We start from the raw sequence: 20,739 nt of genomic DNA on the forward strand, positions 1-20,739 counted from the left end.
CTTATTTCTTCTTACCAGCGATAGCAACAGCAGGACCTTTACGCGTACGTGCGTTAGTCCGAGTACGCTGCCCGCGAACTGGAAGGCGTTTACGATGACGAAGGCCGCGCAGGCAACCTAGATCCATCAGACGTTTGATGTTCATAGCAACTTCACGGCGAAGGTCACCTTCAACAGTGCAGTTGTTATCAATTGTTTCACGAATGCGAAGTACTTCATCTTCTGTCAATTCGTTAACACGGCGTTCAGCCGGAATGCCAACTTCTTCACAGATTTTCTTAGAAATCGCAGGACCAATACCATGGATATAGGTCAATGCGATCAGTACCCGCTTTTGCGTCGGGATGTTGACGCCAGCAATACGAGCCACTACGCTCTCCTCACAAACACAGATCGGGCTCCAACTATTTGGAAACCCTGGTTAAATTAATCCGCGACATTCTCTAGAGGTGAAATGAGAGACGTCGTGTAGTTCTTGTTTTCAGGCCGAAACCCGAAATTGTATTGGGTGGTAGATAAAGTCACCCGAAATACGTTTTATTGAAAATCGGCAAAAAAGCTTAGATTCCCAACAAAAATGTCCATTCGGCGGCGGATTATATGCCAATCCGTCCGCCTGTCAATGGGTAAGTCTTACTTAAGGAAATTAGCGATCTGACTCGCCACTTCCTCAATTGATTGCATACCGTCCACTTTGTGCAAATTGCCTTTCTTTTCATAGTAAGGCAGCACAGGGGCAGTTTGCTCGTGATAAACCGCGAGGCGCTTTTTAAGCGTTTCAGCATTGTCATCCGCGCGACGCTCTGCTTCAGGTGTCTCGCTGGCACGTTGTTCGATACGGCTGAAAAGAATTTGCTCATCAACAACAATCTCGATTGTGCTGTCGAGCTTCAGACCTTTTTCTTCCAACATCGCATCCAGGCCTTCGGCCTGCGCAACTGTCCGGGGGAAGCCGTCCAGAATAAAACCGTTTTTACAATCAGCTTCATCAATACGGTCAGAGATGATGCCAATGATCAAATCATCAGCAACCAACTGTCCGGCATCCATAACAGACTTGGCTTGTTTACCAAGCTCTGTCCCCGCAGCAACAGCTGCTCTTAACATGTCACCTGTTGAAAGTTGCACAATGTTGTGCTGTTCAACCAGAATTGCTGCCTGTGTACCCTTCCCCGCTCCCGGAGGGCCAAACAATACTATGTTCATCCACGCCTACCCTTTAATTTTGATTTTTTAATTAGGCCTTCATACTGATGAGCCACCAGATGAGAATGGATCTGTCCAACCGTATCCATTGTTACGGAAACGACAATCAACAAACTTGTCCCGCCAAAATAGAATGGAACAGCATATTGAGAGATCAAAATCTCAGGTAGCAAACATACAGCTACAAGATATGCAGCCCCAGCAATTGTTAGCCGATTGATGATATAGTCAAGATGTGCAGCTGTGTTTTTTCCAGGGCGAATGCCAGGAACAAAACCGCCATTTTTCTTAAGGTTGTCAGCCGTCTCTTCTGTATTGAAGACAATTGTCTTATAGAAGAAGGCAAAGAAAGCGATCAGCGTACTGAAAAGAAGCATGTATCCAACAGTGCCACGACCAAGGTTTGCAGTAACCCATGTCAGCCACTCGGAACTACCGGCAGAGAATTGAGCCGCGGTAATTGGCATCAGCAGCAAAGAAGATGCAAAAATCGGTGGGATCACACCAGATACGTTCAGCTTGATTGGCAGGTGAGAAGAATCACCACCGAACATTTTGTTACCAACCTGACGCTTTGGATACTGTACAATAACTTTGCGGTGTGCACGTTCGAAGCAAACGATACCTGCAATAACAAGTGGAACCAACAGAATGATCAAGGCAACAAAACCATTGCTTTGACTTAGCTGGAATGTTTGCGCAAGCGCAGAAGGCAAGCCTGCAACGATACCAGAGAAGATAATAAGAGAGATACCGTTACCGATACCGCGCTGCGTAATCTGCTCACCCAACCACATCAGGAAGATTGTACCACCTGTCAGGGTAATGACTGTTGTTAGTTCAAAGAAAAGTCCCGGATTAATCACGGCAGCCCCAAAATCCTGAGCCCCCTGTAAACCACGAGCAATACCATAAGCCTGAACAGCAGCTAAGACCACTGTACCGTAGCGTGTGTATTGGTTGATTTTTTTACGACCGGCTTCACCTTCTTTTTTGAGAGCTTCAATCTGAGGAGAGATTGCGGTCATCAACTGCATGATAATAGATGCAGAAATATATGGCATGATGTTCAAGGCGAGAATTGTCATTCTCTCAAGAGCACCACCGGAAAAGAGGTTAAACATTCCAAGCACACCACCCGCCTGCGCGTTGAAGGCTTGCTGGAATACAATAGGATCAATTCCGGGAAGAGGAATATAAGTTCCTAGACGATACACAATAAGCGCACCCAGAGTGAACCAGATACGCTTTTTCAAATCTGTGGCTTTAGAAAACGCACTAAGATTAATATTCGCGGCTAATTGCTCAGCAGCAGATGCCATATGCCTATTCCCGGTAATATAAAAATTGACTAAAAAATACTAAAGGCAGAAACCCCCATCAAAAGAAAGGGATTTCTGCCTTTACAAAATTACTTGCTCGCAGGAACGGTGACAGAGCCACCTGATTTCTCTACGGCTGCAATAGCAGCGGCGGAAGCGCCAGCAACAGTGATTTCCACTTTTGCTTTCAATTCGCCGTTCGCCAACAGGCGAATGCCGTCACGAGCATTGGTAATGATACCAGAAGTAACAAGAACTTCTTGATCGATCGGCTTTTTAGCATCGATTTTCTTAGCGTCAATCGCTGCCTGAAGACGACCAATGTTCAAAGGAACATAGTTCTTCCGGAAGATGTTGTTAAATCCACGTTTCGGCAGACGACGATGCAATGGCATCTGACCGCCTTCGAAGCCTTTAATGCTTACGCCGGAACGAGACTTTTGACCCTTGTGTCCGCCACCGGCATTTTTGCCGTAGCCGGAACCAGTACCACGACCGACGCGTTTGCGATCTTTCGTAGCACCTGGGTTATCGGAAAGCTGATTTAGCTTCATCGTAATGGTCCCAGTTTCTCCTTCTTGTCAGGATAGTGAAAGCCCTTAGGCTTCCACCACCTTAACAAGATGGCTAACCTTGTTGATCATGCCACGTACGGAAGGTGTATCTTCCAATGTACGACGGCGGTTCATTTTATTGAGGCCCAGACCAACAAGTGTTGCGCGCTGATCTTTAGTCCGTCCGATTGGACTTCCTACCTGTACCACAGTAATCGTTTTTTTAGCTGCCATGGTATTTATCCTTGAGCTTCTGTGCCTGCAGCACGGTTGCCTAGAATATCAGAAACCTTCTTACCGCGACGCTGAGCAACCATACGAGGGCTACGCGAACGCGTCAGGCCATCGATAGCAGCTTTAATCAGGTTATGCGGGTTCGAAGTACCTGTGGACTTAGAGACCACATCCTGAACACCAAGAGCTTCAAAAACGGCACGGAGAGGACCACCGGCGATAATACCGGTACCCACTGGTGCGCTGCGCATTACAACATGGCCTGCACCGTAATGACCTTTGATGTCATGGTGCAAAGTACGGCCCTCACGAAGAGGAACACGAACCATGTTCTGTTTTGCAGCTTCCGTAGCCTTACGAATTGCTTCAGGAACTTCACGGGCTTTACCAGTGCCATGACCTACGCGACCACGACCGTCACCAACGACGACAATAGCAGCGAAGCCAAAACGACGGCCACCTTTGACCACCTTGGCAACACGGTTAATACCAACCAGTTTTTCGATCAGTTCCGGTTCATCGCGGTTGCGATCGTCTCTACGACCGCGATTTTCTTTTTGAGAACGTGCCATAAAACTAGTCCCCTTAGAACTTTAAGCCAGCTTCACGAGCCGCATCAGCCAAAGCTTTGACACGACCATGATAAATGTATCCACCACGGTCGAAAACGACGTCCGTGATACCGGCGGCGACGGCGCGCTCTGCAACGAGTTTTCCAACTTTAACGGCAGCATCTTTATCTGCACCAGTTTTCAAATCGCTCTTCAGAGCTCCGTCCAGGGTTGACGCAGCGGCAACAGTGACACCCTGCTTGTCATCAATCACTTGAGCATAGATATTCTTGCTCGAACGAAATACTGACAGGCGAGGACGACCATTACCCGTGCGCCGTAGCTGTGTACGAACGCGACTTTTGCGGCGATCGTGCAATGAGATAAGCTTACGCATGGGTTACTTCTTCTTGCCTTCTTTGCGCAGAATGACTTCATCGGAGTACTTAACACCTTTGCCTTTGTAAGGCTCTGGTGGGCGGTACCCACGGATGACAGCAGCCACCTGGCCGACTTTCTGCTTGTCGATCCCCGAAACGGCAACAGCCGTTGGCTTTTCACATTTGATAGTAATGCCTTCCGGAATTGGGAAGAGAACATCATGTGAATAACCAAGCTGCAGGTTCAAAGTATTACCTTGAACAGCCGCGCGATAACCAACACCGTTAATCTCAAGGTTCTTGGTGTAACCTTCGGAAACACCAGTAACCAGATTCTGGACACGACTGCGAGCAGTACCCCACATAGAGCGAGCACGCTTGCTGTCATTAGCTGGAGTTACTGTAACTTTTCCATCATCGAGAGAGAAAGTTACATCATCCGTAGCTGCGAAGCTGAGTTCACCCAGCTTCCCTTTTGCAGAGACGACATTGCCGTCAATCTTTAGTTCGACCCCACTTGGTACTTCTACGGGGTTCTTGCCTACACGAGACATATCAAACTCCCTTAGAATACCTGGCAGAGAACCTCACCACCAACATTGGCGGTACGGGCTTCTTGATCGGACATTACGCCGCTAGGCGTAGAAAGAATGGTGACACCAAGTCCGTTGTAGTAACGTGGTAGCTCTTTAATTTTAGAGTACACGCGACGACCAGGACGTGACACACGGCTGATTTCAGAAATCGCCGGATCACCATCTGCATATTTCAGTTCGATAGCTAGTTCACTAATACCAGCACGAACGTCAACTTTACTAAAGCCGCGAATAAAACCTTCGCGTTTTAGAACTTCGAGTACATTGGCGCGCAGCTTAGAAGCTGGCGCGCGAACGACGCTTTTACCAACCCGTTGTCCGTTACGGATGCGGGTTAGCATATCCCCTAAAGGATCGCTCATCGCCATATCGTCGGTCCTTCCTTACCAGCTCGACTTAACGACACCAGGTGCCTGGCCAACAGAGGCCAGATCACGAAGCGCGATACGAGAGAGCTTGAACTTACGATAGAATCCACGAGGACGTCCTGTGACGCCACAACGGTTACGTACGCGGATCTTTGCACCGTCACGAGGCAACTGAGCCAATTTCATGCTAGCCTGGAAGACTTCTTCCGGGGAAGCAGAACGGTCTGTTGCAATCGCCTTAAGCGCAGCACGCTTTTCAGCTTGCTTTGCTACCATACGGCGGCGTTTTTCGTTCTTAGCAATGGCACTTTTCTTAGCCATTTTACTATTCCTTTCTGCCCGTTCAGTTAGCGAACGGCATGTCGAACCTGGCAAGGAGAGCTTTCGCTTCCTCATCGGTTTTCGCCGTGGTGCAGATGGTAATATTCATCCCGCGGATTTCGTCTACGCGATCGTATTCGATTTCCGGGAAAACAATCTGCTCCTTGAGTCCCATGTTATAGTTTCCAAGGCCGTCAAATGCATTGCCTTTCACGCCGCGAAAATCACGAACACGTGGAAGAGCAATCGTCACAAGACGATCAAGGAATTCATACATGCGATCGCCGCGCAGTGTCACCTTACAGCCTAGTGGCATATCTTCACGAACTTTGAAACCCGCAATGGATTTCTTGGCACGTGTGATAACAGGTTTTTGCGCTGCAATTGCTTCTAGTTCAGAAGCTGCATGCTTAACCTTTTTGGTGTCCTGTACGGCTTTACCAACACCGATATTAAGCACGATTTTCTCAAGCTTAGGAATCTGCATCGGGTTAGTGTAGTTAAATTCGCCTTTAAGAGCGTCTCTAACTTCACTGTTATAATGTGCCTTCAAGCGTGGCTGTGTCATGGTCAACCTCGCCCTATACATCAACTACTTCGCCAGATTTCTTGGCGAAGCGCACTTTGCGATCCCCTTCTGTACGGAAACCAACGCGTGTGGCATCCCCAGATTTAGGGTCAACTAGTGCAATATTAGAAATATGAACGGAAGCTTCTTGCTCGATGATTCCGCCCTGTGATGTCTGGGAAGCAGACTGATGCTTCTTCACGACGTTTACGCCTTGTACAACAACGCGATCTTCGTCGCGAAGTACTCGAAGCACTTCGCCTTTTTTACCCTTGTCACGACCGGTTGTAAGAACAACCTGGTCGCCTTTTTTGATCTTAAACTTTTTGCTCATTACAGCACCTCAGGCGCCAATGACACGATTTTCATGAAGCTGCGCGCACGCAGTTCACGGGTAACCGGGCCGAAAATACGAGTACCAATAGGCTCATTTGATTTGTTAATCAAAACAGCCGCATTAGTATCAAAGCGGATCGAGGTGCCGTCTTGACGACGGATTTCTTTTGCCGTGCGTACAATCACGGCACGGTGTACATCACCTTTTTTGACTTTGCCACGTGGAATTGCTTCCTTGACAGAGACTTTGATGACGTCACCGATACTGGCGGTTTTACGTTTGGAACCACCAAGCACCTTGATGCACTGTACTCTACGAGCACCGGAGTTGTCAGCTACTTCAAGCTGAGACTGCATCTGGATCATGGCTATATCCTAAATACTATGCTTCGGTAGAAGCGTCACTGACCACTTCCCAAGACTTGGTCTTGGAAATTGGACTGCATTCACGAATCTTGACGACATCTCCCGCTTTTACTGCGTTGGTCTCGTCATGAGCGTGATACTTCTTCGAACGCTTAATGAACTTCTTGTAGATCGGGTGCATAACGCGACGTTCTACAAGAACAGTAATAGTCTTGTCGGTCTTATCGCTAACTACGACACCCTGCAACACACGCCGTGGCATTGTGTAAACTCCTTAAGAAGCTGCCTGCAGAGACTGCAGGACAGTTTTAACTCGTGCAATGTCGCGGCGAACCTGACGACAACGAGCCGTGTTTTCAAGCTGACCGCTGGCTTGTTGGAAGCGGAGGTTAAACTGCTCTTTACGCAACTTTACCATCTCTTCTTTAAGCTCATCAGCCGTTTTAGTACGGAGATCACTTGATTTCATTAGTTCACTCCCTCACCCGGACGAACAATAAATTTCGTCTGAATTGGTAATTTAGCAGCTGCCAACGAGAAAGCCTCGCGAGCAACGTCCAAAGGAACACCATCGAGTTCAAAGATGACACGACCAGGTTTAACCCTAGCTGCCCACCATTCGATGTTACCTTTACCTTTACCCTGACGCACTTCTGCAGGTTTAGATGTAACCGGCACGTCTGGGAAGATGCGGATCCACAACTTACCGACACGTTTCATATGACGTGTAACGGTACGACGGGCCGCTTCGATTTGTCGGGCAGATACACGACCAGGGGTTACGGCTTTAAGACCGTAGGCACCAAAATTCAATTGGGTACCACCCTTAGCATTACCGTGGATCCGGCCTTTATGTGCTTTGCGGAACTTAGTCCGCTTTGGCTGCAACATATTACTATTTCCTCAAGCTAAGCCCGTTACGAACGAGCGGCCTGTGAATCCTGAGATCGCTTATCCATGGCCATTGGGTCATGTTCCAAGATCTCGCCTTTAAAGATCCATACCTTCACACCACAAATACCGAAAGTGGTGGATGCACGGGACTCAGCGTAATCAACTTCCGCACGAAGAGTGTGGAGTGGAACACGTCCTTCACGATACCATTCAGTACGAGCAATCTCAGCACCACCCAAACGGCCGGCGCAGTTAATACGAATGCCCTGTGCGCCGAGACGCATAGCTGACTGAACAGATCGTTTCATAGCACGACGGAAAGCCACACGACGTTCTAACTGACTACAGATGTTGTCTGCAACCAATTTCGCATCAATTTCTGGTTTCCGGATTTCTACGATATTCAGATGTACTTCGCTAGAAGTAAGTTTCTGAAGCTCACGACGCAGTTTTTCAATATCCGATCCCTTTTTACCGATCACAACACCCGGACGGGCAGTGTAAATGGTAACACGGGCTTTCTTCGCTGGACGCTCGATGATGATCCGAGAAACACCAGCTTGTTTCAAGCGCTCGCGCAGAAACTCACGGATGCCAAGATCTTCATGAAGCAGATCAGCATAGTCACCATCTGCAAACCAACGAGAATCCCAGGTCCGGATGATACCGACACGAAGGCCGATAGGATTAATCTTCTGACCCATTACGCTGTCTCCTCGCGTTCACGGACAACAACTGTCAATTGGCTCCAAGGCTTGAGCAAACGGCCAACACGACCGCGAGCACGTGCCCGGAAACGCTTCATGACAAAGCTTTTACCGACGAAAGCCTCAGATACAAAGAGACGATCTACATCAAGCTGATGGTTGTTTTCAGCATTAGCAATTGCAGACTGAAGTGCTTTTTTCACTTCAATAGCAATACGACGCTTGGAGAAAGTCAGTTCTGCCAAAGCAGACTCTGCAGATTTCCCACGAATGCTTGCCGCAACCAGGTTTAGTTTGCGCGGTGAAGTGCGAAGGTTAACAGCAATAGCACGAGCTTCGTTGTCAGCTAACGCACGATCACGTTTTGACTTACTCATTTTCTGCCTTTCTTCGCTTTCTTATCCACAGCGTGACCCCAATAGGTACGCGATGGAGCGAATTCACCGAATTTATGGCCAACCATATTCTCAGTTACAAGAACCGGGATGTGCTTACGGCCGTTGTACACACCAAAAGTCAAACCAACAAACTGTGGCATGATGGTGGAACGACGGGACCATGTCTTAATAATTTCGTTACGACCCGCGCTACGCACGGTCTCAGCCTTCTTTAACAGACAGGCATCAACAAACGGGCCTTTCCAAACGGAACGAGCCATATGGCCATCCCCTCACTTAGCGTTTCTGATGACGACGACGGATAATCAACCCATCGGTCTTCTTGTTGGAGCGAGTACGAGCACCCTTTGTAGGTTTCCCCCAAGGAGTGACCGGGTGACGACCACCCGATGTACGACCTTCACCACCACCGTGCGGGTGGTCCACCGGGTTCATAGCAACACCACGAACAGACGGACGCTTGCCAAGCCAGCGATTACGGCCAGCTTTACCAAGCTTCTGGTTCGAATTGTCCGGGTTGGACACGGATCCAACCGTCGCCATGCATTCGGCGCGTACCATACGTAACTCGCCTGAGTTCAAGCGAATTTGGGCATATCCTGCATCGCGACCAACCAACTGTACATACGTACCGGCTGAACGAGCAATCTGCCCACCCTTGCCAGCCTTTAGCTCGACATTGTGGACAATAGTACCCACAGGAATCGCGCTAAGTGGCATAGCATTACCAGGTTTAACATCGGTTTTAGCACCAGAGATGACACTATCACCGACCTGCAGGCGCTGAGGAGCCAAGATATAGGCTTGCTCACCATCTGCATATTCGATTAAGGCGATAAACGCCGTACGGTTCGGATCGTACTCAATGCGTTGTACAGTAGCAGCAACATCAAACTTTGTACGCTTGAAGTCGATGATACGGTAAGAACGCTTATGACCACCGCCACGACGGCGCATGGTGATCCGACCATTATTATTACGTCCACCTGACTTTGTAAGGCCTTCAGTTAATTTCTTAACTGGCTTGCCTTTGTAAAGATCAGAGCGATCGATCAACACCAGGTTTCTTTGACTTGGTGTGACTGGATTAAAAGTTTTCAACGCCATCGGATTAAATTCCCGTCGTCACGTCGATGCTTTCCCCGTCTGGCAGGGAAATAATTGCCTTTTTAACGTCTGAACGACGACCAGGACGACCTTTGAAACGTTTTGTTTTACCTTTAACGCGAAGGGTATTAACCGCTTCAACCTTAACGCCAAACAAACCTTCAATAGCCAAACTGATTTCAGGCTTAGAAGCATCAAGCGGAACTTGGAAGGTAACCTGGTTGTTTTCTGAACCAAGAGTAGCCTTCTCGGTGATGACCGGACGACGGATGATTTCATACATCCGTTCTTTAGAAATGGTCACCGGCTTGGTGTTACGTGCGCGTGCTCTGCTCATTTTAGACGCGCCTCCAGCGCTTCAACAGCATCCTTGGTCAAAACCAATGTGTCGCGACGCAGAATATCAAATACGTTTGCGCCCTGCTGTGGCAGAACATCAACGCATGGGATATTGCGAGAAGCACGAGCAAAACCTTCGTTCACTGATGCGCCGTCGATAACAAGAGCTGAAGACCAGCCCAATGCTGCCAACTGCTTAACCAATGCAGAGGTTTTTGGTTCTTTGACTTCGGTGTTATCAAGAACAACCAACTTACCTTCAGCAGCTTTTGCTGAAAGTGCAGTTTTAAGAGCAAGAAGGCGAACTTTCTTCGGAAGATCGTGTGAATGATCCTGAACGCGAGGTCCATGAACAATACCACCACCACGGAAGAGGTTTGCACGAATAGAACCGTGACGAGCGCCGCCACCTTTCTGATTCTTGATCTTACGGGTTGAACCGCGAACTTCGCCGCGTTCTTTAACCTTGTGTGTGCCAGCACGACGCTTGGCAAGCTGATAGTTGACCATACGCGCGAGTAAATCAGCACGAACCGGAAGACCGAACACAGATTCGTTCAGTTCAACTTCACCAGCTTTTTTATTTTCGAGGGATGTAACCGCGATCTTCATGGTTATTGATCCTTCTCTTCAGCAGCAGGAGCTTCAGCAGCAGCAGCTTTTAGACCAGCAGGGAACGGAACACCTTCAGGAAGTGCACGCTTCACAGCATCGCTAATGTAAACCCAACCGCCTTTTGAGCCAGGAATAGCACCCTTAACAAGGATCAAGCCATTGTCACCATCGGTAGCAACGATTTCCAGATTCTGGGTAGTCACACGACGATCACCCATGTGACCAGCCATCTTCTTACCCTTGAACACCTTACCAGGATCCTGACTGTTACCAGTAGAACCGTGACTACGGTGAGAAACGGAAACACCGTGCGACGCACGTAGACCACCAAAATTATGACGCTTCATCGCACCAGCGAAACCTTTACCGATAGAAGTACCGGTAACGTCTACATACTGACCTGCAACAAAGTGACCCGCATCCAGCTCAACACCGACGTCCAATAGGGCGTCTGCTGATACACGAAATTCTGCTGTATGTTTCTTCGGAGCAACCTTAGCTTTGGCATAATGACCACGCTCAGCTTTACTCACATTTTTCACCTTGGCTACACCAGAGCCAAGCTGAATCGCATTATAGCCGTCCGTCTCTTGATTACGGACCGCAACAACCTGACAGCTCTCTAGCTTCAAAACAGTTACTGGAACATGATTCCCAGCTTCTGTGAAGACGCGAGACATACCAAGTTTCTGCGCAATAAGACCCGTACGCATTGCTTAGCCTTTCAGTTTAATCTCAACATCAACACCAGCCGCAAGATCAAGCTTCATAAGCGCGTCTACGGTTTGTGGTGTTGGCTCAACGATGTCAATAAGACGCTTGTGAGTTCTGATTTCGAACTGCTCACGACTCTTCTTATCGATGTGAGGACCACGAAGGACTGTAAATTTCTCAATGCGAGTCGGTAGTGGAATAGGACCTTGAACCTGCGCACCTGTGCGCTTGGCAGTCCCAACGATCTCAGATGTAGATTGGTCTAGGACCCTGTGATCGTACGCCTTTAGGCGAATTCTAATATTCTGGCTGGACATTCTCAGCCACCCTTGATTAACCCGTTCGTACCATTCGCGGCATTGGAACGCAGTTAACCCCTTTCAGAGTTAATATAAACAATTTCGTCACAAAAAGAAGCGACGGTGCGTTCTTTACCAAAACGCACCGTCGCTATCAACAACTATTTTACTTTTTTTATTTTGAGATGCTTGAAACGACACCAGCACCAACGGTACGGCCGCCTTCACGGATCGCAAAACGCAGACCATCAGTCATCGCGATTGGTGCGATAAGCTCAACGTCCATAGCAATGTTATCACCAGGCATTACCATCTCTGTACCTTCTGGCAGAGAAACAACACCCGTAACATCTGTTGTACGGAAGTAGAACTGTGGACGATAGTTAGAGAAGAATGGTGTGTGACGACCACCCTCTTCTTTCGTCAGAATGTAAGCTTCTGCTTTGAAGTTTGTGTGAGGCGTAATGGAACCTGGCTTCGCAAGAACCTGACCACGCTCAACATCTTCACGGCCAACGCCACGTAGAAGTGCACCAACGTTATCACCAGCTTCACCCTGATCGAGAAGCTTGCGGAACATTTCAACACCAGTACAAGTCGTTTTCTGAGTATCGCGGATACCAACGATCTCGATCTCTTCACCAACCTTAAGAACACCTGTCTCAATACGGCCAGTTACAACTGTACCACGACCTGAGATAGAGAACACGTCTTCGATAGGCATCAGGAAGTCTTGATCAACCGGACGATCTGGCTGTGGAATGTAGTCATCAACAGCTTTCATCAGCTCAAGAATCTTCTCGGAACCGATATTCGCATCACGACCTTCTAGTGCTGCCAAAGCAGAACCGGATACGATCGGAATATCGTCGCCCGGGAAGTCGTAAGAAGATAGAAGCTCACGGATTTCCATTTCAACGAGCTCTAGAAGCTCTTCATCGTCAACCTGGTCAACTTTGTTCATGAAAACAACAAGAGCAGGAACACCAACCTGACGCGCAAGAAGGATGTGCTCACGTGTCTGTGGCATTGGACCATCAGCTGCGTTAACAACCAGGATAGCACCATCCATCTGAGCAGCACCAGTGATCATGTTCTTCACATAGTCAGCGTGACCCGGGCAGTCAACGTGAGCATAGTGACGACCTTCTGTCTCATACTCAACGTGTGCTGTAGAAATGGTGATACCACGTGCACGCTCTTCTGGTGCCTTATCGATATCTGCAAAATCTGTAGCTTCACCGCCACTTGCTTCTGCCAATACTTTCGTGATCGCAGCAGTAAGAGTTGTCTTACCATGGTCAACGTGACCAATTGTACCTACGTTACAGTGCGGTTTCGTCCGCTCAAACTTTTCCTTAGCCATCGGCTATAACTCCTATTAAGTCTTTATTAGAGGCTGTTAAGCCAGTTTCGCAACCACTTCGTCAGCAACTGCCTTAGGCACCTGCTCGTAGTGATCAAAGACCATTGAATATTGTGCACGACCCTGACTCATAGAGCGCAGGTTGTTTACGTAACCAAACATGTTTGCCAAAGGCACCATTGCATTAATGACCTGAGCGTTACCGCGTGCATCCATGCCCTGAACCTGACCGCGACGGCTGTTCAGATCACCAATGATATCACCCATGTATTCGTCAGGCGTTACAACTTCGACCTTCATGACAGGTTCTAGAAGAACGGAACCGCCCTTCGGAATACCTTCACGGAATGCTGCTTTAGCAGCGATCTCAAAGGCAAGCACAGAAGAATCGACATCATGGCTAGCACCATCAATCAGCGTAGCCTTGTAGTCGATCATCGGGAAGCCCGCGACAACACCGGCGTCATTGGACTGCGTAAGTCCTTTTTCAACACCAGGGATGTATTCACGAGGAACAGAACCACCGACAATCTTGCTTTCAAATTCAAACCCTGAGCCTGGCTCCAATGGTTCAAATTCAACTTTGATACGCGCGAACTGACCTGAACCACCAGACTGTTTCTTATGCGTGTAATCAATTTCACACTTACGTGTGATTGTTTCACGATAAGCAACCTGTGGCGCACCAACGTTCGCATCAACTTTAAATTCACGACGCATACGGTCAACAAGGATATCAAGGTGAAGCTCACCCATACCTTTGATGACAGTCTGACCGCTTTCGTTATCAGAAGATACGCGGAAAGAAGGATCTTCCTGAGCCAAACGATTCAGAGCGATACCCATTTTTTCCTGGTCAGCTTTAGTCTTAGGCTCAACAGCAACCTCGATAACAGGCTCTGGGAATTCCATACGCTCAAGAATAATTGGCTTGAGGTTATCGCAGAGTGTATCACCAGTTGTTGTATCTTTAAGACCCGCAATAGCAACAATGTCACCAGCGCGTGCCTGTTTAACATCTTCACGACTGTTCGCGTGCATCTGAAGCATACGGCCAATACGCTCGCGCTTACCCTTAACGGAGTTCGTGATCTGTGTACCAGTTTCAAGAACACCAGAATAAACACGTACGAATGTCAACGAACCTACAAATGGGTCAGTCATGATCTTGAAAGCAAGACCAGAAGCTGGCGCATCATCAGAAGTTGGACGTGAATCTTCAGCTTCCGTATCAGGGTGAACACCCTGAACATCGTCGATGTCTAGCGGAGACGGCATATAATCGATAACAGCATCAAGCAAAGGCTGAACACCTTTGTTCTTAAATGCTGTACCGTTCAGAACAGGAACAAAAGAAAGGTTCATTGTACCAGTACGGATACAACGCTTAAGCGTTTCCATATCTGGCTCTTGACCTTCAAGATAAGCTTCCATAACGGCTTCGTCTTGCTCAACAGCAAGTTCGATAAGCTGCTCACGATATTCGTTCGCTTTATCTACGAGATCCGCAGGAATTTCTTCTTCGTCGTAGTTCGCACCCATGCTTTCGTCATTCCAGACGATCGCCTTCATTTTCAGAAGATCTACAACACCTTTATACTCGGCTTCTGCGCCGATTGGAATTTGTAGAACGAGAGGAACAGCGCTCAGACGCTTAACCATCATATCGACGCAGCGATAGAAATCAGCACCCGTACGATCCATCTTGTTGACGAAACACATACGAGGAACACTGTATTTATCAGCCTGACGCCAAACTGTTTCAGATTGAGGCTCAACACCAGCAACCGAATCAAAGACAGCTACCGCACCATCGAGAACACGCAAGGAACGCTCAACTTCAATCGTGAAGTCAACGTGGCCTGGTGTATCAATGATGTTAATACGGTGATCATTCCAGAAACAGGTTGTTGCAGCAGAGGTAATGGTAATACCTCGCTCTTGCTCCTGCTCCATCCAGTCCATAGTCGCATTACCGTCGTGTACTTCACCAATTTTGTGAGACACGCCAGTATAATACAGAATACGTTCTGTGGTTGTTGTTTTACCAGCATCAATGTGTGCCATGATACCGATGTTACGATACCGCTCAAGCGGGGTCGTCCGTGACATAACGATGACCTCTTTAAATTACCAGCGGTAGTGTGAGAAGGCTTTGTTAGCCTCTGCCATTTTATGCGTGTCTTCACGCTTCTTAACAGCAGCACCGCGGTTGTTAGCAGCATCCATCAGCTCATTAGCTAGACGGTCAACCATTGTATTTTCAGAACGCTTACGCGCAGCACCAATCAACCAACGAATGGCGAGGGCTTGGGCACGTGTAGAGCGAACTTCAACTGGAACCTGGTAAGTTGCACCACCAACACGGCGGGAGCGAACTTCCAAATCCGGACGAACATTACCTAGTGCTTCATGAAAAACAGAAACTGTATCTTCTGTTTTATTACGCTCTTCGATACGCTCAAGCGCACCGTAAACGATCTTTTCAGCAACTGCTTTTTTACCGTCAAGCATCAGGCAGTTCATAAATTTACTTAGCGTGATATCACCAAACTTTGGGTCTGGCAGGATTTCACGCTTCTCAGCTCTATGGCGACGAGACATGGTAGATCCTTTGCCTTACTTCGGACGCTTCGCGCCGTATTTTGAACGACGTTGGCGACGATCTTTGACACCCTGAGTATCCAGAGTACCACGAATTACATGATAACGAACACCAGGCAAATCCTTCACACGACCGCCGCGAATCATCACGACAGAGTGTTCTTGAAGGTTATGACCTTCGCCTGGAATATAGCTAGTAACTTCAAACCCGTTCGTCAGACGCACACGTGCAACTTTACGAAGAGCAGAGTTAGGTTTTTTCGGCGTCGTGGTATAAACACGAGTACATACACCACGTTTTTGTGGGCATGATTCTAGCGCCGGTACTTTGGTCCGCTGAAACGGCGCTTTACGCGGTTTACGGATCAATTGGTTAATTGTAGGCATCAGGCAATCCTTAAAGCCAGTATTACAGTACTAATTGTCACGCGTTCGGATAACAACGTCCGCGGACATCTCAATCCTGTGTAACAGTTAGAAAGCTTGGGTATCGAGTCCACACCCCACGCCTCACGGCAGGAGATGACTTCCCGAAAGTGGGCGCATACTATTGTTGCGTCCCTCACCCGTCAAGTCTTGCAAGCAATTTTTGACGGTTCCAACAAAATCTTTAACCAGAAGCGCAGTTTCCTGCGCTTCTGGCCAAGATTAAACTTTTTTACCTAACAGAATAATTTCTTACTCAGCAGGAGTCTGTTCACCAGGGAGGCTAGAGTCGATAGCCTCAATCGCTGCGGCATCCTGAGATGCTGCGATGATCTGATCCTGTTCTTCAGCAAGTTTCTTAACCCGCTTCATAACAGCACCAGTACCCGCAGGTATCAGGCGACCAACAATAACGTTTTCTTTCAGCCCGATCAGCGTATCCATTTTACCATGGGTCGCAGCCTCGGTCAGAACGCGTGTCGTTTCCTGGAACGAAGCAGCAGAGATAAATGAACGGGTTTGCAAGCTGGCTTTCGTAATCCCTTGCAGGATTGGACGACCAGTCGCAACTCGACCACCTTCTTTAATTGCTTTTTCGTTTTCTTCAACAAACTCTTCGCGGTCCGCAGTTTCACCAACCAAGAAGGTTGTGTCACCACCGTCAAGAATTTCAATTTTCTGCAGCATTTGGCGAATGATGACTTCGATATGCTTATCGTTAATCTTCACGCCTTGCAGACGGTAAACACTCTGGATTTCGTTAACGAGATAATCAGCCAAAGCCTCAACCCCAAGAACATCCAGAATATCGTGTAGAACCAAGCTACCATCCATAAGCAGATCACCAATTTCAACGAGGTCACCCTCTTGAACAGCTAGGTGTCTACCTTTTGGAAGTAGATATTCGCGTGGCTCGATGCTCTCGTCTTCGGAACGAACAACAATCCGACGCTTGGCTTTGTAATCTTTACCATACTCAACACGACCAGCGATTTCGGACATAACTGCGAAATCTTTAGGTTTACGTGCTTCGAAAAGCTCAGCAACACGTGGCAGACCACCGGTAATATCACGTGTTTTCGACCCTTCGCGCGGGATACGCGCAAGAACGTCACCAGCTTTAATTTCAGTACCAGGTTCAACAGAAAGGATCGCACCAACTGATAAGAAGTAACGAGCTTCCATATCATTATCAAGCAAGATAACTTCACCGTTTTCATCACGTAGAGTAATACGTGGCTTCAGATCAGAACCTTTTGATGCTGTTTTCCATTCCACGACTTCGCGGTTGGAAATACCAGTTGTCTCGTCAGTTACTTCACGCATAGAAACGCCGTCAACCAAGTCAACAAAATTGGCAATACCTTCTCTTTCAGAGATGATCGGGGTCGTATACGGATCCCATTCAGCCAGTTTTTGACCTTTTTTACAGGCAACGCCTTCGTCAACAAGCAACTTGGCACCATACTGCAAACGGTGACGTGCACGTTCACGGTTATTTTCGTCACGGATAATCAATTCCTGACTACGGCCCATCACAATTGGCAAGCCGTCGGAATTAACAACCACGTTACGGTTTTTAATGTGAACAGTACCATCAAGAGACGCTTCGATAGATGATTGTTCTGAACCACCCTGCGCAGCACCACCAATGTGGAAAGTACGCATTGTTAGCTGCGTACCCGGCTCACCAATGGACTGAGCTGCGATAACACCAACAGCTTCACCAGAATAAACCTTCGTACCACGAGACAAGTCACGTCCATAACACTGTGCACAAACACCGCTTTTGGATTCACACATCAGCGGCGAACGTACAATAACAGAATCCAGACCAGAACGGTCGATTTCGTCCAGGTGTTCCTCTGAAATGATCTGTCCAGCAGGAACAATGACCTCTTTGGTTAACGGGCTAACCATATCTGACATTGTCGTACGCCCAAGCAAGCGCTCACTCAAGGAAGCGATCACCTCACCACCGTCAATAACAGCGGCAATGTTCATACCAGTCTCTGTGCCACAATCTTCTTCGGTGATAATTGCATCCTGTGCAACATCAACAAGACGACGTGTCAAATAACCAGAGTTCGCAGTTTTAAGCGCTGTATCCGCAAGACCTTTACGTGCACCGTGCGTTGAGTTGAAGTACTCAAGAACGGTTAGGCCTTCTTTAAAGTTTGAAATAATCGGCGTCTCAATAATAGAGCCATCCGGTTTAGCCATCAAACCACGCATACCCGCAAGCTGCTTAATCTGAGCTGCAGAACCACGCGCACCAGAGTGCGCCATCATGTAAACAGAGTTTACCTTATCGCCTTTACCTGATCCGATAACTTCCATCATCTCATCAGCAACACGATCAGAACACTGAGCCCAGATATCAACGACCTTGTTGTACTTCTCACCACGTGTGATCAGACCATCAAGATACTGCTGTTCAAACTCTTTCACCTGTGCCTGAGCTTCTTCGATCAATGCTTCTTTCGCAGCAGGAATCTGCATATCGTCCTTACCGAACGAGATACCAGCCTTACAAGCATGGCTGAAACCAAGTTTCATGATCTGGTCACAGAAAATCACTGTCTCTTTCTGACCACAGTGACGATAAACCATATCAATCACATCAGATACTTCACGCTTTGGAAGTAAACGGTTCAGCATAGAGAACGGCAACTTAGGGTGACGCGGATAAAGCTCAGCAAGCTTCATACGACCAGCAGTAGTCTCTTCGATCGTTGACGTCGGATTACCTTCTGCATCAACAGAATGGTAACGCGCTTTGATTTTGGTATGAAGAGTGATCACTTTGTTGTTCAAAGCATGATCAATCTCTGCCATATCACCAAAGGCCATCCCTTCGCCAGGAGCACCTTCGTTCATCATGGAAAGATAATAGATACCAAGAACAATATCCTGTGAAGGAACGATAATCGGCTTACCATTCGCAGGGGACAAGATGTTATTCGTGGACATCATCAGAACACGTGCTTCCAACTGCGCTTCCAGAGAAAGCGGCACGTGGACAGCCATTTGGTCACCGTCAAAGTCAGCGTTAAACGCAGTACAGACCAATGGATGGAGCTGGATAGCCTTACCTTCGATCAATGTAGGCTCAAACGCCTGGATACCGAGTCTGTGAAGTGTTGGCGCACGGTTAAGCATAACCGGGTGCTCACGGATAACTTCTTCTAGGATATCCCAAACTTCCGGGCGCGCTTTTTCAACCATACGCTTTGCAGCCTTAATGGTTGTCGCCAAACCGTAAAGTTCAAGTTTGGAGTAAATAAACGGCTTGAAGAGTTCAAGCGCCATTTTCTTCGGCAAGCCACACTGATGGAGTTTCAGTTCTGGACCAACAACGATAACCGAACGACCGGAATAGTCGACACGTTTACCAAGAAGGTTTTGACGGAAACGACCCTGTTTACCTTTCAGCATATCTGAAAGTGATTTCAGAGGACGCTTGTTGGCACCCGTAATCACACGACCACGACGACCGTTATCGAAGAGCGCATCAACAGATTCCTGAAGCATACGTTTTTCGTTACGTACGATGATATCAGGCGCACGAAGTTCAATCAGACGCTTCAGACGGTTGTTACGGTTAATAACACGACGGTAAAGATCGTTTAGATCTGATGTCGCGAAACGACCACCATCCAAAGGAACAAGCGGGCGAAGTTCGGGCGGAATTACGGGAACAACATCCAGAATCATCCACTCTGGACGAGAACCTGATTCCAAGAAAGCTTCGACGATTTTAAGACGCTTAACAAGCTTCTTACGCTTCGCTTCGGAATTGGTGTCACGAAGTTCCTGGCGGATATCATCTTTTTCTTCTTCAAGATCAAGATTACTCAGGATGTCTTTGATCGCTTCAGCACCGATTTTCGCCGTAAAAGCATCATCGCCGTATTCGTCCTGCGCATCCATGAACTCTTCTTCAGAAAGCAGCTGGTGCTGCTTCATCGGTGTCAATCCAGGCTCAACAACAACGAAGTTCTCAAAATAGAGAATACGTTCGAGATCTTTCAGCGGCATATCAACCAAAAGGCCAATACGGCTAGGAAGGGATTTCAAGAACCAGATATGTGCAACCGGACTCGCCAGTTCAATATGGCCCATGCGCTCGCGACGTACCTTAGAAAGTGTGACTTCAACACCACATTTTTCACAGATAATACCACGATATTTCATACGCTTGTATTTACCACACAAGCATTCGTAGTCTTTAATAGGACCAAAAATTCGCGCACAGAAAAGGCCGTCGCGTTCTGGTTTAAAAGTACGATAGTTGATGGTTTCTGGCTTTTTGATTTCGCCAAATGACCATGAACGGATCCGTTCAGGGCTCGCAATAGAGATCCTGATCTGATCGAACGTCGCTGGCCCAGAAGTTTGGCCGAAAATATTCATCAACTCATTGGACATCGGTGTCTCCCGACAAAATTTTATTCACTAAATCTTT

Annotated in this window: 29 protein-coding genes; all 29 read right to left on the bottom strand. The window is 47.8% G+C overall.

Features of this window, described 5'->3' with window-relative positions; translation table 11 throughout:
* Position 1: 1 nt before the first annotated feature.
* Complete coding sequence (rpsM, locus tag BKB51_RS07370) at positions 2 to 370, bottom strand: 30S ribosomal protein S13 (RefSeq protein WP_046510040.1); 369 nt, start codon at positions 368 to 370, stop codon at positions 2 to 4.
* Positions 371 to 633: 263 nt separating this feature from the next.
* A complete protein-coding gene (locus tag BKB51_RS07375; RefSeq protein ID WP_085900473.1) occupies positions 634 to 1,206 on the bottom strand; it encodes an adenylate kinase in 573 nt (190 codons plus the stop codon).
* Positions 1,203 to 2,528 carry a preprotein translocase subunit SecY gene (secY, locus tag BKB51_RS07380; protein ID WP_046510038.1) on the bottom strand — a complete coding sequence of 442 codons (1,326 nt, stop codon included), beginning with the start codon at positions 2,526 to 2,528 and terminating at the stop codon, positions 1,203 to 1,205. The genes BKB51_RS07375 and secY overlap by 4 nt, the downstream gene beginning before the upstream one ends.
* Before the next feature lie 89 nt (positions 2,529 to 2,617).
* Complete coding sequence (gene rplO / locus BKB51_RS07385) at positions 2,618 to 3,082, bottom strand: 50S ribosomal protein L15 (protein WP_052742166.1); 465 nt, start codon at positions 3,080 to 3,082, stop codon at positions 2,618 to 2,620.
* A gap of 45 nt (positions 3,083 to 3,127) precedes the next feature.
* Positions 3,128 to 3,316, bottom strand: coding sequence for a 50S ribosomal protein L30 (gene rpmD / locus BKB51_RS07390; RefSeq protein WP_046510036.1), 189 nt, complete (start codon positions 3,314 to 3,316; stop codon positions 3,128 to 3,130).
* 5 nt (positions 3,317 to 3,321) lie between these two features.
* Positions 3,322 to 3,888 (bottom strand): 30S ribosomal protein S5, encoded by a 567-nt coding sequence (gene rpsE / locus BKB51_RS07395; protein WP_047763786.1) that lies wholly within the window; start codon positions 3,886 to 3,888, stop codon positions 3,322 to 3,324.
* A 13-nt stretch (positions 3,889 to 3,901) separates the two neighbouring features.
* Complete coding sequence (gene rplR / locus BKB51_RS07400; protein WP_085900474.1) at positions 3,902 to 4,264, bottom strand: 50S ribosomal protein L18; 363 nt, start codon at positions 4,262 to 4,264, stop codon at positions 3,902 to 3,904.
* A 3-nt stretch (positions 4,265 to 4,267) separates the two neighbouring features.
* Positions 4,268 to 4,801, bottom strand: a complete 534-nt coding sequence (gene rplF / locus BKB51_RS07405; RefSeq protein WP_085900475.1) for a 50S ribosomal protein L6 — start codon at positions 4,799 to 4,801, stop codon at positions 4,268 to 4,270.
* Positions 4,802 to 4,812: 11 nt separating this feature from the next.
* A complete protein-coding gene (rpsH, locus tag BKB51_RS07410; RefSeq protein WP_047763789.1) occupies positions 4,813 to 5,211 on the bottom strand; it encodes a 30S ribosomal protein S8 in 399 nt (132 codons plus the stop codon).
* A 15-nt stretch (positions 5,212 to 5,226) separates the two neighbouring features.
* Positions 5,227 to 5,532: a 30S ribosomal protein S14 gene (rpsN, locus tag BKB51_RS07415; RefSeq protein ID WP_046510031.1), complete on the bottom strand. Its 306-nt coding sequence runs from the start codon at positions 5,530 to 5,532 to the stop codon at positions 5,227 to 5,229.
* A gap of 22 nt (positions 5,533 to 5,554) precedes the next feature.
* Complete coding sequence (gene rplE / locus BKB51_RS07420; protein ID WP_047763791.1) at positions 5,555 to 6,100, bottom strand: 50S ribosomal protein L5; 546 nt, start codon at positions 6,098 to 6,100, stop codon at positions 5,555 to 5,557.
* A gap of 13 nt (positions 6,101 to 6,113) precedes the next feature.
* Positions 6,114 to 6,434: a 50S ribosomal protein L24 gene (rplX, locus tag BKB51_RS07425; protein WP_046510030.1), complete on the bottom strand. Its 321-nt coding sequence runs from the start codon at positions 6,432 to 6,434 to the stop codon at positions 6,114 to 6,116.
* Positions 6,434 to 6,802: a 50S ribosomal protein L14 gene (gene rplN / locus BKB51_RS07430; protein WP_047763793.1), complete on the bottom strand. Its 369-nt coding sequence runs from the start codon at positions 6,800 to 6,802 to the stop codon at positions 6,434 to 6,436. The genes rplX and rplN overlap by 1 nt, the downstream gene beginning before the upstream one ends.
* Positions 6,803 to 6,818: 16 nt before the next feature.
* Positions 6,819 to 7,064 (bottom strand): 30S ribosomal protein S17, encoded by a 246-nt coding sequence (gene rpsQ / locus BKB51_RS07435; protein ID WP_046510028.1) that lies wholly within the window; start codon positions 7,062 to 7,064, stop codon positions 6,819 to 6,821.
* A 12-nt stretch (positions 7,065 to 7,076) separates the two neighbouring features.
* Positions 7,077 to 7,271 (bottom strand): 50S ribosomal protein L29, encoded by a 195-nt coding sequence (gene rpmC, locus BKB51_RS07440; protein ID WP_046510027.1) that lies wholly within the window; start codon positions 7,269 to 7,271, stop codon positions 7,077 to 7,079.
* On the bottom strand, positions 7,271 to 7,693 hold the full coding sequence (gene rplP, locus BKB51_RS07445) for a 50S ribosomal protein L16 (protein WP_085900476.1): 423 nt from the start codon (positions 7,691 to 7,693) through the stop codon (positions 7,271 to 7,273). The genes rpmC and rplP overlap by 1 nt, the downstream gene beginning before the upstream one ends.
* Positions 7,694 to 7,719: 26 nt before the next feature.
* The gene (gene rpsC, locus BKB51_RS07450) at positions 7,720 to 8,400 is read right to left on the bottom strand and encodes a 30S ribosomal protein S3 (RefSeq protein ID WP_085900477.1); all 681 of its coding nucleotides are present in this window, start codon (positions 8,398 to 8,400) and stop codon (positions 7,720 to 7,722) included.
* Complete coding sequence (rplV, locus tag BKB51_RS07455) at positions 8,400 to 8,780, bottom strand: 50S ribosomal protein L22 (protein ID WP_046510024.1); 381 nt, start codon at positions 8,778 to 8,780, stop codon at positions 8,400 to 8,402. Before rplV ends, rpsC begins: the two co-directional genes overlap by 1 nt.
* Complete coding sequence (gene rpsS / locus BKB51_RS07460; protein ID WP_046510023.1) at positions 8,777 to 9,061, bottom strand: 30S ribosomal protein S19; 285 nt, start codon at positions 9,059 to 9,061, stop codon at positions 8,777 to 8,779. The genes rplV and rpsS overlap by 4 nt, the downstream gene beginning before the upstream one ends.
* Positions 9,062 to 9,077: 16 nt before the next feature.
* Entirely contained in the window at positions 9,078 to 9,908 is an 831-nt protein-coding gene (gene rplB, locus BKB51_RS07465) for a 50S ribosomal protein L2 (protein WP_046510022.1), read from the bottom strand.
* A 4-nt stretch (positions 9,909 to 9,912) separates the two neighbouring features.
* Positions 9,913 to 10,245: a 50S ribosomal protein L23 gene (locus BKB51_RS07470; protein WP_047763796.1), complete on the bottom strand. Its 333-nt coding sequence runs from the start codon at positions 10,243 to 10,245 to the stop codon at positions 9,913 to 9,915.
* Positions 10,242 to 10,859 carry a 50S ribosomal protein L4 gene (rplD, locus tag BKB51_RS07475; protein ID WP_085900478.1) on the bottom strand — a complete coding sequence of 206 codons (618 nt, stop codon included), beginning with the start codon at positions 10,857 to 10,859 and terminating at the stop codon, positions 10,242 to 10,244. Before rplD ends, BKB51_RS07470 begins: the two co-directional genes overlap by 4 nt.
* 2 nt (positions 10,860 to 10,861) lie before the next feature.
* Positions 10,862 to 11,575, bottom strand: a complete 714-nt coding sequence (gene rplC, locus BKB51_RS07480) for a 50S ribosomal protein L3 (RefSeq protein WP_085900479.1) — start codon at positions 11,573 to 11,575, stop codon at positions 10,862 to 10,864.
* A gap of 3 nt (positions 11,576 to 11,578) precedes the next feature.
* Positions 11,579 to 11,893: a 30S ribosomal protein S10 gene (gene rpsJ, locus BKB51_RS07485; protein WP_046510018.1), complete on the bottom strand. Its 315-nt coding sequence runs from the start codon at positions 11,891 to 11,893 to the stop codon at positions 11,579 to 11,581.
* 157 nt (positions 11,894 to 12,050) lie between these two features.
* Positions 12,051 to 13,241: an elongation factor Tu gene (gene tuf, locus BKB51_RS07490; protein ID WP_085900480.1), complete on the bottom strand. Its 1,191-nt coding sequence runs from the start codon at positions 13,239 to 13,241 to the stop codon at positions 12,051 to 12,053.
* A gap of 36 nt (positions 13,242 to 13,277) precedes the next feature.
* On the bottom strand, positions 13,278 to 15,353 hold the full coding sequence (gene fusA / locus BKB51_RS07495; RefSeq protein WP_085900481.1) for an elongation factor G: 2,076 nt from the start codon (positions 15,351 to 15,353) through the stop codon (positions 13,278 to 13,280).
* An 18-nt stretch (positions 15,354 to 15,371) separates the two neighbouring features.
* Positions 15,372 to 15,845, bottom strand: a complete 474-nt coding sequence (gene rpsG / locus BKB51_RS07500) for a 30S ribosomal protein S7 (protein ID WP_085900482.1) — start codon at positions 15,843 to 15,845, stop codon at positions 15,372 to 15,374.
* A 15-nt stretch (positions 15,846 to 15,860) separates the two neighbouring features.
* Positions 15,861 to 16,232, bottom strand: coding sequence for a 30S ribosomal protein S12 (rpsL, locus tag BKB51_RS07505; protein WP_085900483.1), 372 nt, complete (start codon positions 16,230 to 16,232; stop codon positions 15,861 to 15,863).
* Between the two features lie 291 nt (positions 16,233 to 16,523).
* On the bottom strand, positions 16,524 to 20,702 hold the full coding sequence (gene rpoC, locus BKB51_RS07510) for a DNA-directed RNA polymerase subunit beta' (protein ID WP_085900484.1): 4,179 nt from the start codon (positions 20,700 to 20,702) through the stop codon (positions 16,524 to 16,526).
* Positions 20,703 to 20,739 lie beyond the last annotated feature (37 nt).

It is taken from the genome of Kiloniella majae (assembly GCF_002118315.1).
GTDB classification, from domain to species: Bacteria; Pseudomonadota; Alphaproteobacteria; order Kiloniellales; family Kiloniellaceae; genus Kiloniella; species Kiloniella majae.